Annotated in this window: 16 protein-coding genes and 1 pseudogene; 11 read left to right on the forward strand and 6 right to left on the reverse strand. The window is 64.2% G+C overall.

Annotated features, from left to right (window positions below):
• Positions 1-112: pseudogene (locus EH199_RS19520) on the forward strand (IS630 family transposase); the annotation flags it as partial.
• Positions 113-283: 171 nt separating this feature from the next.
• On the opposite strand, the gene EH199_RS19525 reads toward EH199_RS19520, so the two are convergent.
• Positions 284-3,781, reverse strand: a complete 3,498-nt coding sequence (locus tag EH199_RS19525) for a YhaN family protein (RefSeq protein WP_124810836.1) — start codon at positions 3,779-3,781, stop codon at positions 284-286.
• Positions 3,768-5,021 (reverse strand): DNA repair exonuclease, encoded by a 1,254-nt coding sequence (locus EH199_RS19530; protein WP_124810837.1) that lies wholly within the window; start codon positions 5,019-5,021, stop codon positions 3,768-3,770. The genes EH199_RS19525 and EH199_RS19530 overlap by 14 nt, the downstream gene beginning before the upstream one ends.
• Positions 5,022-5,386: 365 nt before the next feature.
• Between EH199_RS19530 and EH199_RS19535 the strand changes: the two genes are divergently transcribed.
• On the forward strand, positions 5,387-5,905 hold the full coding sequence (locus tag EH199_RS19535; RefSeq protein WP_124810838.1) for a DUF736 domain-containing protein: 519 nt from the start codon (positions 5,387-5,389) through the stop codon (positions 5,903-5,905).
• A gap of 161 nt (positions 5,906-6,066) precedes the next feature.
• Complete coding sequence (locus EH199_RS19540) at positions 6,067-6,423, forward strand: hypothetical protein (protein ID WP_124810839.1); 357 nt, start codon at positions 6,067-6,069, stop codon at positions 6,421-6,423.
• 11 nt (positions 6,424-6,434) lie between these two features.
• Here the strand turns inward: EH199_RS19540 and EH199_RS25120 are convergent, their stop codons facing one another.
• Positions 6,435-6,716, reverse strand: coding sequence for a DUF6771 family protein (locus tag EH199_RS25120; RefSeq protein WP_370449701.1), 282 nt, complete (start codon positions 6,714-6,716; stop codon positions 6,435-6,437).
• Between the two features lie 6 nt (positions 6,717-6,722).
• On the opposite strand from EH199_RS25120, the gene EH199_RS19550 reads away from it, so the two are divergent.
• The 6 genes from EH199_RS19550 to EH199_RS19575 all read left to right on the forward strand — a co-directional run bounded on the left by EH199_RS19550 (position 6,723) and on the right by EH199_RS19575 (position 9,825).
• On the forward strand, positions 6,723-7,343 hold the full coding sequence (locus EH199_RS19550) for an SOS response-associated peptidase (RefSeq protein ID WP_124810840.1): 621 nt from the start codon (positions 6,723-6,725) through the stop codon (positions 7,341-7,343).
• A 52-nt stretch (positions 7,344-7,395) separates the two neighbouring features.
• Positions 7,396-7,860: a hypothetical protein gene (locus tag EH199_RS19555; RefSeq protein WP_124810841.1), complete on the forward strand. Its 465-nt coding sequence runs from the start codon at positions 7,396-7,398 to the stop codon at positions 7,858-7,860.
• Entirely contained in the window at positions 7,847-8,188 is a 342-nt protein-coding gene (locus EH199_RS19560) for a hypothetical protein (protein WP_124810842.1), read from the forward strand. Before EH199_RS19555 ends, EH199_RS19560 begins: the two co-directional genes overlap by 14 nt.
• A 203-nt stretch (positions 8,189-8,391) precedes the next feature.
• Positions 8,392-8,676, forward strand: coding sequence for a hypothetical protein (locus EH199_RS24790; RefSeq protein ID WP_223806788.1), 285 nt, complete (start codon positions 8,392-8,394; stop codon positions 8,674-8,676).
• 45 nt (positions 8,677-8,721) lie between these two features.
• Positions 8,722-9,234 carry a hypothetical protein gene (locus EH199_RS19570; RefSeq protein ID WP_124810843.1) on the forward strand — a complete coding sequence of 171 codons (513 nt, stop codon included), beginning with the start codon at positions 8,722-8,724 and terminating at the stop codon, positions 9,232-9,234.
• An 87-nt stretch (positions 9,235-9,321) separates the two neighbouring features.
• Positions 9,322-9,825, forward strand: a complete 504-nt coding sequence (locus EH199_RS19575) for a hypothetical protein (protein ID WP_124810844.1) — start codon at positions 9,322-9,324, stop codon at positions 9,823-9,825.
• A 6-nt stretch (positions 9,826-9,831) separates the two neighbouring features.
• Here the strand turns inward: EH199_RS19575 and EH199_RS19580 are convergent, their stop codons facing one another.
• Positions 9,832-11,064 carry a DUF1173 domain-containing protein gene (locus tag EH199_RS19580; RefSeq protein ID WP_124810845.1) on the reverse strand — a complete coding sequence of 411 codons (1,233 nt, stop codon included), beginning with the start codon at positions 11,062-11,064 and terminating at the stop codon, positions 9,832-9,834.
• Positions 11,065-11,286: 222 nt separating this feature from the next.
• Here EH199_RS19580 and EH199_RS19585 point away from each other — a divergent pair, with 222 nt between their 5' ends.
• Positions 11,287-11,976: a pentapeptide repeat-containing protein gene (locus EH199_RS19585; RefSeq protein WP_124810846.1), complete on the forward strand. Its 690-nt coding sequence runs from the start codon at positions 11,287-11,289 to the stop codon at positions 11,974-11,976.
• On the opposite strand, the gene tcmP is transcribed toward EH199_RS19585, so the two are convergent.
• Positions 11,963-13,150 carry a three-Cys-motif partner protein TcmP gene (tcmP, locus tag EH199_RS19590; RefSeq protein ID WP_124810847.1) on the reverse strand — a complete coding sequence of 396 codons (1,188 nt, stop codon included), beginning with the start codon at positions 13,148-13,150 and terminating at the stop codon, positions 11,963-11,965. The two genes, EH199_RS19585 and tcmP, sit on opposite strands and share 14 nt — an antisense overlap.
• Positions 13,151-13,888 carry a DUF5131 family protein gene (locus tag EH199_RS19595; protein ID WP_124810848.1) on the reverse strand — a complete coding sequence of 246 codons (738 nt, stop codon included), beginning with the start codon at positions 13,886-13,888 and terminating at the stop codon, positions 13,151-13,153.
• 406 nt (positions 13,889-14,294) lie between these two features.
• On the opposite strand from EH199_RS19595, the gene EH199_RS19600 reads away from it, so the two are divergent.
• Positions 14,295-14,639 carry a thermonuclease family protein gene (locus EH199_RS19600; RefSeq protein ID WP_124810849.1) on the forward strand — a complete coding sequence of 115 codons (345 nt, stop codon included), beginning with the start codon at positions 14,295-14,297 and terminating at the stop codon, positions 14,637-14,639.
• Positions 14,640-15,028 lie beyond the last annotated feature (389 nt).

A 15,028-nucleotide genomic window follows, 5' to 3' on the forward strand; every position in this document is an offset into this window, starting at 1 on the left:
CGGCGAGCGAACCGTCAATGGGCTGTGGGACCTGATCGGCAAGCTCGTCGATATCTTCCAGCCTGCCGAATGTGCCAATTACTTCAAATCTTGCGGATATGAGCCGGAATGAATGGAAACCGCTCTAATCCCGGCTATACGACCCTGCGCTGACATCAATTGGTGTGAAGCTGCTCATTGGCAGCTGCCCCTTCAACGTCCGCTTACAGCAATTTCATTCCTGATTCCGGAAAGTACGTGATTTCCAACATTTCGGATATGGGACGACCTGACCAAAACACCGTTAAGCAGGTGTTCGACTCGGTCGATCAAGATCAACAATATTGGCAAGGCCTTGCTCCACTAGCGGTTCAGCAAGCGCCCGGACGCTGCGATGGTGTGTGAACAGCAGAACCTGGTTGGTCTTGCCGAACTCGGCAAGCAGGTCGAGCGTGGACCGGCTGCGTTCATCATCGAAATGCACCAGAATGTCGTCCGCAATGAAGGGCAGCGGCTCCGTCGCACTGGCATAATTCTCAAGGCTGGCCAGCCGGAAGGCGAGGAAAAGCTGGTCGCGGGTGCCGTCGCTCATGGTAGCAACCGCAGCAATACCGCCATTGGCTCGCCGTCCAACCACGACCGGATGGCCTTTGTCATCGATATCGGTCTCGATTCCGGCAAATTCACCGAGTGTCGTTGCCGTGAACAGTTCGCCTGCCCGCGCAATGAGCGGATCTTGCTGCTCTGCGCGGATCGTTGCCATGGCCGACGTCACCAATTCGCGCGCAACCGATAACTCGAGATATCGCTCGAGGGCGAGATGCATCTGCGCTGCCGCCGCTTCGCGCTCGGCAACGGCGTGATTGACCTCGCTCTGGCTCAGATAGGCAGCAAGGTCGTCCTTCGCCGCCTTCTCAGCGAGAATAGCTGCCTCGATTTCGCTCTCGATCTCGGTAGCACGCGATGTCTGCTCGGTCAGTTCCGCGCGAACCTCATCGAGGTCGCGTTCGTCCCATTCCGCCCGCAAGGCAGCGAGATCAAGCTTGTCGCCCACGTCCGTCGCGGTGCGTTCCGCCAGAGCGATCTCATTGCACAAAGTCGTGCGTACTTCACACCGTGAAGCTGCGTCCAGAAGGGCCCCATCCTCGTCGCCATCAAGTTTTGCCGAAGCCGCGAGCGTAGCCAGCTCCTCCCGAGCGGTGCCAAGGGCCTCTTGCGCCTGGTCGGCCTCGACCTTCGCCTCCTCAAAGTCGGGCAGTACCCCATCATATTGGGTTTGTGCTGTTGCGTTGTCGGTAAACCGGGCCAGCAGCATCTGCGCTGCAACAACACAGTCTTCGCCGATCTCGATGGCGAGTCCGGTCGCGAGGCTGCGGACATCCTTCGCAAGGCTCGTCTCGTCTTCGTCCATGCGCTTGAGCCGCTGGCGGGCCTGCCCTATTGCCGAAAGCACACCGCGTGCGCCAACCCATTCGGTGACCGCACTGTTGGCATCTGCCGGCGAAATGTCGGGTTTTAGCCCCAGCGCACCTATTGCCGCAGGCCATGCCGCATCCCAGGCGCACTGTGCGTCCGACAATTGTTGCATTTCCGCCTCAACCAGCTTGTGCTGCCGCGCCAAGTCCTCCCGGTCCCGCGTGTCCCTGCCATAATCAGCATGTGCTTGTTCGTGCCGGGAAATGGCGTTTTGCACCGCGCTGACCCGGGCCGCGAACGACAATGTGGTATCGAGCTTGCGGCTCTGTTCGATCCGTTCGAGCGACTCAACGGCCGGTGCAAGCTGGGCCTCCTCCAATGCCAGCGCATTTGCCGAATTCCGCAATCGTTCTGATTCATCCAGCGCCAGTTGGCGGGCTTGACCAAATTGGAGCAGCGACGCCAGTTCCGGGTGTTTGACCAAAGCTTGCGGAAAACTGTTCCCCCATTGCGCGATGCGCACTTCGCCTTGTGCGACAAGCGCGGCCGTCTCGGCCTCCGCAGCCGTGACCAAAGCCCTTGCCTCCGCGACGCGCCGCAGCGCATGTGCGAGGGATGCAGCCCGTTCTGCCTCTGCGGCGCGGCGATCGGCAAGTTCGTCCGCAGACACGATTGCCGTTTCCAGACCGTCAGCAACGGCAAGGCGAGCAGCGCCGTCATCGGGCAGCTGTCCCGCGACATATGCCGACTTAATCGGCCTCCAGGCATCGGCGCGCAGGTTTCGCGCTTCGGCAAGTGACGCATCACTTGCAATGGTCCCAGATGCCTGAAGCGCGCCAATCTCAGCCTCACCGGCTGAAATTTCGCGCTCGGCCTGGCGCTTCAGCTTGGCCTGATCCTCGATCTGCGAGGTCAACGTCTCGCGCGCAGCCTGCTCACTGCGAATATCGTCAACGCTGGGGCATGGCAGGGTGGCAAGCGCATCAATAGTATCGAAGCCAAGCGCCTTGAGCCGACCGGTCAATGTAGCGCTGTCAGTATCCAGCGCTTGCTGACGTGCCTGGTGCGCTGACTTCTGGGCCGCAAGGCTGGCAAAGGCCGATGACGACGCCTCTGGCGGAGCATTATGCCCTGCCTGGCGTGCCGTTTCCAAACGATCGTCAATCGCCGCAAGCGAAGCCGCCAGTTCGCCAAGGCGCTTTCTGGCAGAAGCTAGACTTGGACGGCGCTCCACCATCTCGTCGGCAGCCGAGCGCACAAGATTGAGGGCAGACTGGTCCGGGATCAGTGGTGCAAGGTCCGCATCGGCCGGCAGGCCAAGCATCCGGCGCAGCGCCGCCAGTTGAGCCTCGCCGTCATCAATCTCGCGCTGACGATTGGCACGATCGGACCGGGCCTTGCTGACGTGAATGGCGCGTTCAGCCAGATCACGCACCCGCTGTTCGGCGGCTTTGAGACCCGGGTTCACCACCAGCGCATCAAGCCGTGCCTTCAGGCGGTCCCGCCGCTCGATCGCACCCTCGAGCCGCGTTTCAGCCTTTTTGCGCTGTTCCAGAGCAGTCCGCATCTTGGCCGCGAAATCATCCGGGAAGGACGCGACATCGTCGTAGCCGACCAGATCCTGCGTCAGGCCGGCCAGCTGACGCAAGTGGGGTGCGACGCGCAGGACGCGCTCCAGCCGGGACGTCGATGCGCCGAGGCTGCGCCTCTCGATGCGCAGGGCCTCGAGCTTTTCCGCGGCTGCGAGCGATGCCTTGCGCGTCTGCTCAAAGGTTTCCCGGGTCAGTTGCGCGCCGCGTGCCGTCTTTTCAGCTGCCTCGAACGCCGTCAGCTGCTGGTAGAAAACACGATTTACCGACCGCCTCGTATCGAAGAGCTTGTCCGCTTCGCCATCGATACCTTCGAGGCGAGATACCAGCGTGCGCAAGCCGCCGCCTGCTTCGACGATCAGACGCCCGATGTCGCCATCGGCGTGAAGCAATCGCTCCCCGCCGTTGCGCAAGGTTTCGTGGTTCAGACCGAAGAGTGTCTCGAACCGCTCCCGTGTGATGGCACCCAGCACCGGCGCAAGGACGGTGTCATCGAGCGCCGTTCCAGACAGGTCAGCCAGCGTCTTGCCGTTGCCCTTGCGGCGCTTGAGCGTCACCGGGCTACCATCTGCCATCAACATCGTGGCCCCGATGCGCATGCCATCGTAGCCGAATAAACTGCCGCGCTGGGTATTCTTGGGGATCGAGAACAGGAAGTCGCTGATCGCCTCGAGACAGGTGCTCTTGCCCGCTTCATTGGCACCGTAGACAACCGTGAGGCCCGCTGTTTCAGGAATGGTGAGCTCGCGACTTGCGCAGCCGCCATATTTCTCAAGGCTGAGTTCAGTCAGGCGCATGACCAGCCTCGCTGACTAGACTGCGCGCAAGGGCTGCGGCGCGTTCGGGTATCTCGGCGCGCATCTGCTCAATGAATGCATCGGCATGTGCGCCAGCGGGCAGTTTCGTCCGAATCTCGGCAAGCCGCGCTTCGAGAACTTGCGCAATCGCGCTGTCCTGGCTGAGGCGGGTCACTTCCTGATCAAGCTTTCCAGCCACGGTCGGATCGACGGCGTCCGGGGCTTCAGGATGGTCCGTTTCCAGCCTCAGCTTTTCGAGCCACACGTCATCCGAAAGCGTTGCCAGCAGTGTTTCCACGTCCTCCCGGAAAGCGGTGCGCTCGAGGATCAATCTGGAATGGAGTGGTGTCGTTCCAGTCACCGTCAGGCGCAGGGCAAGGGGCCGTCCATCGGCTTGCTCAGCGCCTTGGGCGATATGGCCGCGAATGTGGTCCAGTAATTCCGGGTGTTCGCTCGTTCCCGACACATCAACTGTGATCGATGCCCAGCGCACCACATCCAGCGCGCGATGCTCGAGGCTGGTGACTCTGCCGTCATTTACTTTGACCAGGACGGCCCCCTTGGGCCCCGTCTCTCGTGGGTGTCGGCCCTGAAGATTGCCGGGATAGACGATGTGCGGGTGCTCGCCGAGCACGGCATGGGCGTGGACGTGGCCCAGCGCCCAATAGTCATAGCCATGATTGGTAAGCTGCTCTGGCGTGCAGGGCGCATAGCGGGCGTGATGACCTTCGCTGCCCGCACAGGCCGTATGGAGAACGCCGATATTGAACATTGCCTCGGCTGCTGCCGGATATTCGCGCGCCAGATCTTCGGAGACGTCCGGGCGGGGGAAGCTCCGCCCGTGGATCGCGACCCTGACATCATCGAGACGATGTGTGGCGGCCTTGGTCTTAGGAAAGACATGGACATTGCCCGAGAGAGACAGCTTGTCGGCAAAACGATTGGCGGAGTCATGGTTTCCAAGGACCATGAACACCGAGATGCCGGCTTCGTCCAGCCGGCGCATTCCCTCCATGAAGTAAAGACCCGTCTGGAAGTTACGCAGATCGCCATCGAAAATGTCACCGGCCAACAGCATAAACCGGCAGCCCTCATCGATCGCAAGGGCAACCAGGTTATCGAAGGCTTCACGCGAAGCCGCCTCGACGCGCGCGGCATACTCAGCAGATTTACCCGCCAATCCAAGTAATGGACTGTCGAGGTGAAGATCGGCAGCATGTACGAAAGTGAATTCGGTCAATCGAAGGCCTCCCTCGATGAGGGTGGCACGAACAGCCTAAAATGTCTCGGTAAAATCTATTCAGGGCTTGCGGACAGCCGCCCACTGGAGCCAATCTCGTCAAGGGTCCCAAAAATCGCCATCGTCTCTCGAAGAACTGGCGACGGATTGGACTATTTCAACCTCAAGAAGCTGCCTGACGGGATCGGCGGACATCCAAGGCATTCGCAGCTGTTAGATCCAACTGAAAACACCGCTTGAGCGGTCTTGGACTTCCCTGCGGGCAGCGCCCGCAGCTTCGGCCTGACGGCCGGGAGGGAAGGGGGTGGGAAGAGAGTGATCGAACAAGGGGTTCGGTCGCAATCGATCCACCCAGGAGAACGTCCATGAACATCGGTGAAATCCGCAAGAACGCCAACGGCCAGCTGATCGGCTCTGTCGAAACGCTCACCATCACCCGCACCATCGGCCTCAGGCCGGTGACCTCCAGCAACCCGCGCGCGCCCCGCTACGAGATCGTCGCGCTCAACGACCAGCGCCGCTGGGTGATCGTCGGCGCACTCTTCGAACTCTCCTCGAACGCAACCGGCGAGAGCTTCTACCAGGGCAAGATCGATGATCCGTCGATGGCGCAGCCGCTCTACATCGCGGCTTTCCCGCGCGAGGATGGCACCATGGCGGTGGCCTGGCAGCGTCCGCGCCGCCGGAGCACCCAGCTCGGTTCGTCCGAATATGGCGAAAGCGACATGTTCCCGGCTGACGATGCCGGCGGCGACCGCAGCGAGGAACAGGCCGGTGACGGCCTGGGCGACAGCACCGCGACCCCGCCCGCCAAGCGCGGCCGGGCTGGTGCCAAGGACGGCGCCGAACACGATGGCGCGCTGCCGCCGCTCGTCGACGCCTGATCGGCAAGTCCAACTCCAACCGGCGGGGACCCCAAGCGGGTCCCCGCAACCCGAGAAAAGGCCGCGGATCAGCCCCCCACGCGGCCTGAGGCGGAACGTCGGCACTGCCCCCGCCCGGCGTTCCGCCTCTTCATTTGCATGGGGATGTCCGGAGAACCACAATGCTGACCGACAGCGAACGTTTCGCCTTCACCGCCCGGCGCCACCACGCCTTTGCCAGCACCGGCAATGCCTATGACGCGGTCCAATGCGACGAGGCCATCCGCACCGGAGACACGCTGGTCGTGCTCGCCGAGGAGGTGATCGGCGTGGCCATGACCTGGCCGTTTGCCGTGACGCAGGCGCACGGAAATCTCCATGCGCTGTCCGCGCCGCGCGAGGGTGAGACGCTCGCGGATCTCGCCCGCTCGCTCCACGTCAGTGCGGCCGACTTCGCACACGCCGCCGAGATCGCCCGGCGTTTCGGATTTCCGCTCGACCCGCAGATCGAGGCGTTGCTGGCCCGCCCGGCGGGCTGAGCAGGCGCGCTTCAGAGCGGCAGGGTGGACTGTTCAAGTGACGGCGCACTCGCTGGCGCGTCGACCGCGTCGGCGATCACCCGCGCGAGTTCGAGCGCGGCATCCTCGCGCAGGCACGAGCTTGGGGCTGTGATCCCGACCCGCGCCCAGCCCGGGGCGCCAGGATCGCATGAGCGACAGCAGACGTATCGATTCGTTCCATGCCGGCAAAAGAACATAGGGGGAACATATTTGCAAGGTGGTTGTTGCAGCCGCTCGTCCCGATTGACAGGGGAGGGCGGTCCGCCGAGCATCGGGGCATGTGCAATTTGTACCGCATGACCAAGGCCCCTGCGGAAATCGCCCGGTTGTTCGGTGCGCGCAGCGCCTCTGGCGCGAACTTCGCCGCCGAAGTCTATCCGGGCTATCCCGGCCTTGTCGTCGCCGAGGGCGAGACGCGGGTGATGACCTGGGGTTTTCCGCTTGTCCTGAAGGGCAAGAACGGACAGCCGCTGAAGCCCAAGCCCCTCAACAATGCGCGCGAGGACAAGCTCGGCACTTCGTTCTGGCGCCCAAGCTTCGAGCGCCGCCGCTGCCTGATCCCGGTCAGCGCCTGGGCCGAGGCCGAGGGCATAAAGGGCCAGATGACCCGGACCTGGTACTCGCTGGCGGGCGCAGATGTCTTCGCGGTCGCCGGGCTGTGGCGCCCGACCGAGGAGTGGGGCGCGGCCTATTCGATGGTCATGGTAGATGGCTGCCCGCAGATGGCCGAGGTACACGACCGCATGCCCGTCGTCCTCGCCCGAGAAAGCTGGGAGCAATGGCTCGCGGGCACACCCGCCGAAGCCTTTGCGCTGTGCCAGACCTGTCCCGATGAACTCGCCGTCGATCGCACAGCCGAACGCTGGGGGGCAGGGAGGCCCACAGCGACGTCAGGCTGAGGGGAGGGGGGATTCGCCGGTCGGATCAGACCCAAGCAAAAGGACCTAAACCATGGGCGACCGAGCCCCCGTTCACATCACCATCGGCGGCGCACTGCCGCGCGAACATCTCGAAGCCTTCGCCGCACACGCGGACAACTATGACCTGCGCACCGAATGGGACGGCGAACCCTTCGATCCTGCGGTGCTGCCCGAAGACGAACCGCTTGAGCTCTACGGCACTGAGCTCAACGGCGGGCAGATCCCCGAGATCGACGCCTTCTGCGCCGAGCACGGACTGCCGTTCCGCCGCTGGTCGGGCGGCTGCCTCGGCGCCTTCCTCCCCGAAATCATCCTGTTCGAGGGGCAAGGCCCGATGCGCGACTACACGGCAAGCGAGGACGAGTACGTCCTCTTCCCGCCGTGGTGGATCAACAGTTTCACGCGGCTGCGCGAGCTCAAACGCGAGATGGCCCGCGCCGAGCTGACCATCCCGGCCTTCGTGGTGACCGGAGGTGCGAGCGATGACCGCAGCTGATGGGGCCGTCCTGGCCGCCTCGCGCGAGGCGGTGCTCGCCCGCTTCCCGCTATCGCGGGTGAGCGAGGCCTTCTTCGACGACATGCTCGGCGTCCTGCCGCCGGCGCACATTGCGGGCGTGCCGGGTTTCTTCGTCACCGAAGCCGTAAGCGAAGACATCCACGCCCAGTTCGTTGCAGCGGGCGGCCGCTTCTACGGCGGCTACGTCGGGCTCTGCGATCGTGCGGGCCTTATTACCCATGCGCGCATCGCCGAGTTCGATGCCGCCCATCCTGACGCGATGGAACTCGCCTGGTATCCTGACGCCTGCGAGGAGGCCGCGCGATGAGCCGACACCGGATCCTCTAACTCGGCGCCGGTCCCGCCGATGAGCCCTGCGCGCAGCTTGGGCAATGCGCGGACTTTGCCGAGGCCAACACCCTCGAACTGCTCGCCTACAAGGCCGCGATCATTGCGTTTAACGGCGAGCCGCCGCTGCCGCTCGGCTTTTCCCTCGTGGCCAATGCCCATGATTTCGGGATATAACGAACCTTGTGGCTGGTCTCGGCCGAACTGCCCTTGCCCGAAGACGCGCAGGCCTGGCTCGACGATCTTGTTGAACCCGCCACCTGGATCGCGGCGGGATTTCCGCAGCCGGTGACCTACGAGGGCTCGCGCGCCGTCATGCGCCCATTCCGCGACATGGTCGCTGCCGCACTCCAGATCACTCGGCCTAGCGCCGACGGCGGCTTCTTCCCCGCTGAGAACGCGGTGCTCCACCGCAACCTGCTCGCCGCCTACGGTCCTGCCACTGTCGCTGCCGCCGACACCGGGTGAGGGGAGGGGGCTGGAGCTGGGCGTTCCTAAAGGGAGTCCAAGCCCATGCCTCGCTTCTATGCCGGGATCGGCGCGCGCGCGACGCCGCCCGAGATCCTCAGTCTGATGACCCGCGCCGCCTTCGCGCTCAACAAGCGCGGCTATGTCCTGCGCTCGGGCCACGCGATCGGCGCCGACAGCGCGTTTGAGCGCGGGTCCGGCCGCGATGCGCAGATCTTCTTGCCGGCGGCGGGTTGGCGCGGTTCGGCACGCGAGTTCCATCCCGAGACGCTCGGCGCCGAGCTCTGGGGCAGGGCGCGTGCCATCGCTGCCGCGCACCATCCAGCCTTCGCCGGGCTCTCAGCCTTCGTCCAGGCGCTCCACACCCGCAACGTGTTCCAGGTCTTGGGCCCCAGCCTCGATAGCCCTGCGGAATTTGTGCTGTGCTGGACCGCGGACGGTCAGGCCTCGGGCGGCACAGGCCAAGCGCTGCGCATCGCCGCCAGCCACGGCGTCCCCGTCTTCAACCTCCAGAGGCCGCGGGTGCGCGTCCACGTCGAGCGCCACCTCGTCCTCTGACCCGTTCAATTCCGCGCGGGTCCGCCGTTCTATCCCTTGCCTTGGCAACGGGATGCGTCGGCGCGCGGCCAAACGAAAGTCCCAACCATGTCTTCAATCACGCTCACGCTCGAAATTGCCTGCACCCGCGAGGAAGCCGTGCGCTTTGCTGCAGTCGAACTGTTCCTCGCCGAGGTGGCCGAGGACGCCGAGGCCGAGCCCCCGGCCGAACTCGACGCGGTCTTCGGCGCTCGGGCACGCGAGACGATCCTCGGCCTTGCCGGGCACCCGCAGCCGCTCGGGATCACCTGCCGGTACGACCGCGACCGGGGCGTGATGACGCTCGCTGCGTCGGGCGGCAAACCCAACCTCGCTGCGCTGCCAGTGTTGCTGCTCTGGCTCTATCCCGACAAGCTGCCCATCGCCTACTCGGTCCACGTGACCGAGCGGCCTGACCTTGCGGTCTGGACGATCGTCGGTCTCAATCGCATCGAGATCACCCAGCACGAGGGCGAGGTCGCGGCGCGGCTCGAAGCCTTGCGTGCGGGTAGCGACACGCCCCGGCGTCTCGACCTGCTGCCGACAAAACCGCTGCCTCGGGCGGACGACTGAGCCTGCTCAGGCGGCTTGCTGCGCATCCCAGCTGCGCCGCGGCGGCCGGCTGACGCGGGCCGGGAGCGGCTCGCCTTCCTTCCACAGCAGGTGCGCGACGCCTTGCCCGGCGAGCAGCGCTTCGAGCGGCTCCGCCACCTCGTTGTCGCGGTCGTGGATGTGGATGGCGCTCGCCACCTCGCCGGTGTCCTTGAGCACCAGGCTGGCGATCGGCGTATCAGAGTCGAGATTGACGCGCAGGCCTTTCACGAACCGCCGCTTCTCCGCCACCGCCTTGGCGACAAGGTAGCGCTCGTCGCTGGTCTCATAGGGCAGCCACTCGGGCGTCACCGGCATCAGCGCGACCTCGATCAGGTCGAAGGTGCCCTCGCGCCGCCGCGCGAACGAGCCGGCGAGAACCAGATGGCCGCATTTGCCGTTCGGGCCATCCTGCGCCTGCCATAGCGCGAGTTCGCCGGCGAACCGCTTGTGGAAGCGCCGCGCCATGTCCTGGTCCATCACGAAGGGCATGTCGCCGACATGGCGCAGGACGATTCTTTCCGCGCCGTGCGCGGGAACGATCTCCTTGATCTCGCCCACCACGACCATCATGTCGCCCTGCGAGGCATAGACCCGGGCGAGGGCCGCGCGGCGGCGGGCCCGGATCTCTTCCTTCTCCTCTTGCCTGAAGCTCTCGGGCACAAACAGCACGTGGGGCAGGGCTTCCTGCTTCGCCCGGCAACTTGCCGCCGCCTCGAGCAGCGCGCGGCGCACCACGAACCATGTCCGCTTGCCCGCCATCTTCGGATGCCAGTGGGTGAGTTCGGCCCGGTCCCAAAGCACATGGAGCAGCCCCCGCATCGACAGCTTCTGGCCCGAGGACTTCACCGTCGGCTTGTCGTTGGTGAGTGCCGCGGGCGCGAGCCTGGCAGCCCCGCGCGACAGCGGGAAGCCGAGTTTGAGGTTGGTCTCGCCGGTCGCCTCATCGTCGAGCACGGCTGACCCACGGACCTGGCCCATGCCGGTGAGATAGTCCGGCGCCTCGTAGTGGTCGCAGGCCGTCGCGTGGCGCGCGCCCGAACCCGGCCAGCGCGCCAGCACGTAGCGGTTCTGGCGGTGCGAGATGTAGACGGGGAGATCGGTTCCCTTGCGGCATTCGCAATGGACCGGACTTTTGCGCTCGTAGGCTTCGCGCAAGACGGGCTGCAGTTCATCGCCTTCGGCCACGCTGCGGCCGAGCACACGGTATCGCTGGATCATTGGGGTATCTCCAATTTCTCGCGATCGACGCTGCCCGTTCGACCTCTCGCGCATCTCCTTTGTATGACGCGGCCCCGGATGGGCGCGCTGGGCTCAGACTATGATAGCCGTTCGATCGCGGCAAGCCCGCCGAGCGGACGCTTCGAGCCTGCCGCTGTGCAACCGTGGAGGCCGCCCGCGGTTTGCTGGCGTGGCGGCATATGCCGCGCTACCGGTCCTGTGATGGACGACCTCTTCGCTTCGCAGCCCATCGCGGGCGCCACCCTGGCGCGCAGCGACATCGAGCGCCTGATCGGCAGGGGGCTGCGTACACTCATCGACTGCGACCTTGAAGAGGCGGACCTCTCCGGTCTCGACCTCACTCGCTGGCGCTTCGAACGCTGCAACCTGCGGCGCAGCGATCTTGCGGGGGCAAAGCTGGAAGGTACGGTCTGGCAGTCCTGCCGGGGACCGTTCGCCAATTTCTCGGGAGCGAACCTCAGCGAAGCCGAGTTCGTCGGCGGCGACTGGAACAATTGTTCGATGCGCCGGGCCACCCTGACCTCGACCCGCTTCACCGGCTCCAAGCTCACCGGTGCCGATTTCACCGAGGCGCGCGCCATGCACATCCAGTTCGAGGAAGTGCTGCTGGTCTCTGCCAAGCTGCCCGGCTTCTCGTTCCGCAAGGAGAGCCTGCGCCGGGTCGATCTGTCCGGTGCCGATGTGCGCAAGGGCGATTTTCGCATGACGGTGTTCGAGGACTGTTCCTTGCGCGAGGCAATGGTGACGGGATCGCGGTTCGAGGGCTCTGACCTGCGCGGGGCCGACCTCGGCGGGCTTCGCCTCGTCGATGCCGGGCTGTTTCGCGGGGCGACAATCTCGCGCGAGCAGGCCGGGCAATTGCTCGGCGAACTGGGGCTCAACGTACGGTAGACTGGGGCTCGGCAGACAAGTTGAAGCGAAACTCGTCTTTCGGCCTTTTGATAGCTTTGCTCTGCCACTCCGGAACGACAACCTGACCTCGAGACCAGAGATCACGGGCGATGTCTCCCAAACCGGCGTGGGTTACGACACATGCGTCCAGTATCGCGGGCCACAGCGAGTTCCACTCGATTCCAGCGGGATTGTCCGTCACACGCTGCAACAGCATCTTTCGCGCCTTCGCCTCGCCTTCGGCCATTTCCCTTGCGCTGCGTTCGCCCGGCTCCATCTTCGTCAAAGGTGCGAACATATCGTCCATTCCGGTCGTATGCCTCCGGAGATCGGCTTTCTTTGCCGTCCTGTATTCGGACTGGGTCTCAAGCGCACGGCGGTGGGCATCGCGAAATACCTTGAGCCCTGCCGGGTGCCTGGTGAGGTAGATCAGCTTGTAGAGTGGACGGTCTACATCGGTTTCGTCGACCGTTATTGCCGGAGCATATGGGTATGAACCCATCCGTCCCAGGACCTGACGCGCGCGTTCCGAGATCGCAGCTTCGCGCTCGGTGCCCCGCAATTCGGCAAATTCAGCGCGCCATTCATTCCCGCCTTGAAGACCGCCTAGCCACCCTTCGAGCGTCGGCATCCTGTCTTGCGAGCCTGCAAACCGGTTCGCGAACTGGAACATGAAGTTGAGCAAGACTTCGGTGCGCTCTGCCTCGATCAGTCGCTGAAAGTGCCTGACGTCAGGGACACCCTTCGGGTCGATGACAACAAATCTGAACGCGCGCGAAGGGATCGCGGCGGCAATCGCGGCGGCGTGCTGTTCGGCGGTGCCTTGGTAGCAATGGACTTCGACATCGGCAAAGCGCTTCACGGCGACAGTCAGTTCGGTGAAGTTTCGGGGATCTTTCTCGACGAGATGGGCTACCATCCGCACCGAGCGACCTAACTCTGCCTGCTTGGCCTTCGCTTGGCTCATGCGATGCAGCGCAATCCCGAAACCGGTGTCGGAATAGTCGCCGCTTTGCGATTGCCACGGTCCGGCGAACAGATCGACGTAGCAGAAGGTGTCGGCCCCGCTGGCCGGACTAACCACCTTTGGTATCTGCGCCGGCATGTATGTATCTAGGAACGTGTGCTTTACGAGCGCCTGCTCCCGCCCGTCGTACCAGCGAGAGTCGATCATTCAGCCTGTCATCCGTTTCGCGGTGGGCCATTCGCTCCATTCACGCCCGTCAAGTTCTCGGCCCCCTGATTTCGGCCTGAAGCCGCCCCACTGCTTGAAAAAGAACGGTACGCCTTGTTCTCGACAGGCGTCGCGAATTTCCCTTGCCCACTCGATCTGCATCACCCGCGCACTGGGGCCGCTTTCTCCTCCGGCGATAACCCAATGAATGTCGGCGAGATCTACCTGGCCAATAGGGCCGATCAACGGCTCGATCGAAAGGAATCGCACCGCCGACCGAGCTTCGCGGAGATGTGCAATTCTTGCAGCACCCGCGCTGTCTTCAACCGAAACGCCGGTCCAGATGTGGGCCGGTGGCTCCCGATCCGCGTAGCGCTTCGACATGTAATCACGCAGTCGCGGGCTGCGTTTGGTCAGCACCTGGTAGGTGTGCCAGTCTGCACTTTCCATCGTATCGAACACGGCATCGATGAATGACGTCGGGATTTGCTTGTGGAACAGGTCGCTCATCGAATTCACGAAGATCATCCGCCCCCGCCGCCAGCGAAGTGGTTGATCGACCCGTTCATGGCGCAACGTGAGGTCAAAGCCGTTCTCGAAAGGGTGACCTGGAACGCCCCGGAACCGTTCTGAAAAGCGATGAGCATAGCAATTGTCGCAGCCAGCGGTGATCTTGGTGCAACCCGTCACGGGGTTCCACGTTGCGTCCGTCCACTCAATTGCACTTTGTTCCGCCATTCCAGTTCACCGATCTCTACAACTAACAGCCTCCATGGAGCGCGATCAGTTCTGTGATTGAATCACAGATCGAACTCGTTGGGAATCCATCATCGTGACCTGCTGCAAATTTGGTCCCCGAACGAGTCCGCTGACGCTGAGCCTGCATGCAGCTAATGGCGGCGAGAGATTTGGGGAAGAGAACGATAGCGACGTGGAGGAGGGAAGGGGCACCCCGGAGCCCGCGCCCCGCGCGGGCCCCGCGGCGACCCGCTCTACTCGCTAGGGCTGAGCGTCGGCGCTTTCGCACCGCCGCCCACCCAAGCTCGCCGGCATGGATGCCGGCCCTGCGGGTGACGATCGGGGCCAGTGGAGGAAGTGGTGAGGCTGGTTGGCGCGGGCGGGCGAGGACGCTAGGCTCCGGCCCATGCCGATCGTTCTTGCCGCCGCCGCCCTCTGCCTCGCTCCTACCGTCCACGACGGCGACACGATCCGCTGCGGCCGCGAGCGGGTCCGCATCGCCAATATCGATGCACCTGAATTGCCTGATAGCCCCAAGTGCCAGGACCGTCGGCGGTCCTACGCCTGGTGCGACTTTGCCGCTGGCGAAGCCTCGCGGGTCGCCCTGACGCGGCTGCTGTCGCGCGGGCGGGTCATGATCACGCGGCTTGGCACCGACCCCTATGGGCGGACGCTTGCCACGGTCTCGGTGAACGGCGTGGACGCTGGCGACTATCTGGTCGCGCAAGGCCTCGCGAGGCCCTGGCGCTGAGGACCCCTAGCGAGGGGGGCTAGCCTTGCCCGACTGCGGGCGCCAGCTTGTGTATCTGACCAAGGCCCTTGCCGTAGCGCATGGCGTTGGACGGGGAGGGGCTGGGCGCGGCCGCGTGTGACCACCACCTGTCTCTGACCGGCATGGTGCGGGGGCCGAGGAAGGCAATGCCCGCTGCTGCGGGCGCTTAGGTTGGAGCAGGTCCTGCCGAAATGGCCGAAGCTGACGGGTCTGACCTTTGCGGGGATCCGCGGGCCTGAACTGACGAAACCGCCCTTCGTTTGCCGATGAACCCTGCAGGGCCAGTCCCTGGCCGCAACCCAAAAGCAGCGAACCGTGAAGCCCTTCAGGCTTGCCGCACCAATCCTCGCTTTTGGGTTTCCCTCACA

The sequence above is a fragment of the Novosphingobium sp. LASN5T genome (assembly GCF_003856955.1).
Classification (GTDB): domain Bacteria; phylum Pseudomonadota; class Alphaproteobacteria; order Sphingomonadales; family Sphingomonadaceae; genus Novosphingobium.

Coding starts and splice junctions, on each gene's coding strand:
- EH199_RS19525 (WP_124810836.1), bottom strand. CDS start 3,781: ATGCGCCTGACTGAACTCAGCCTTGAGAAATATGGCGGCTGCGCAAGT.
- EH199_RS19535 (WP_124810838.1), top strand. CDS start 5,387: ATGAACATCGGTGAAATCCGCAAGAACGCCAACGGCCAGCTGATCGGC.
- EH199_RS19540 (WP_124810839.1), top strand. CDS start 6,067: ATGCTGACCGACAGCGAACGTTTCGCCTTCACCGCCCGGCGCCACCAC.
- EH199_RS25120 (WP_370449701.1), bottom strand. CDS start 6,716: ATGCTCGGCGGACCGCCCTCCCCTGTCAATCGGGACGAGCGGCTGCAA.
- EH199_RS19550 (WP_124810840.1), top strand. CDS start 6,723: ATGTGCAATTTGTACCGCATGACCAAGGCCCCTGCGGAAATCGCCCGG.
- EH199_RS19555 (WP_124810841.1), top strand. CDS start 7,396: ATGGGCGACCGAGCCCCCGTTCACATCACCATCGGCGGCGCACTGCCG.
- EH199_RS19560 (WP_124810842.1), top strand. CDS start 7,847: ATGACCGCAGCTGATGGGGCCGTCCTGGCCGCCTCGCGCGAGGCGGTG.
- EH199_RS19570 (WP_124810843.1), top strand. CDS start 8,722: ATGCCTCGCTTCTATGCCGGGATCGGCGCGCGCGCGACGCCGCCCGAG.
- EH199_RS19575 (WP_124810844.1), top strand. CDS start 9,322: ATGTCTTCAATCACGCTCACGCTCGAAATTGCCTGCACCCGCGAGGAA.
- EH199_RS19580 (WP_124810845.1), bottom strand. CDS start 11,064: ATGATCCAGCGATACCGTGTGCTCGGCCGCAGCGTGGCCGAAGGCGAT.
- EH199_RS19585 (WP_124810846.1), top strand. CDS start 11,287: ATGGACGACCTCTTCGCTTCGCAGCCCATCGCGGGCGCCACCCTGGCG.
- tcmP (WP_124810847.1), bottom strand. CDS start 13,150: ATGATCGACTCTCGCTGGTACGACGGGCGGGAGCAGGCGCTCGTAAAG.
- EH199_RS19595 (WP_124810848.1), bottom strand. CDS start 13,888: ATGGCGGAACAAAGTGCAATTGAGTGGACGGACGCAACGTGGAACCCC.
- EH199_RS19600 (WP_124810849.1), top strand. CDS start 14,295: ATGCCGATCGTTCTTGCCGCCGCCGCCCTCTGCCTCGCTCCTACCGTC.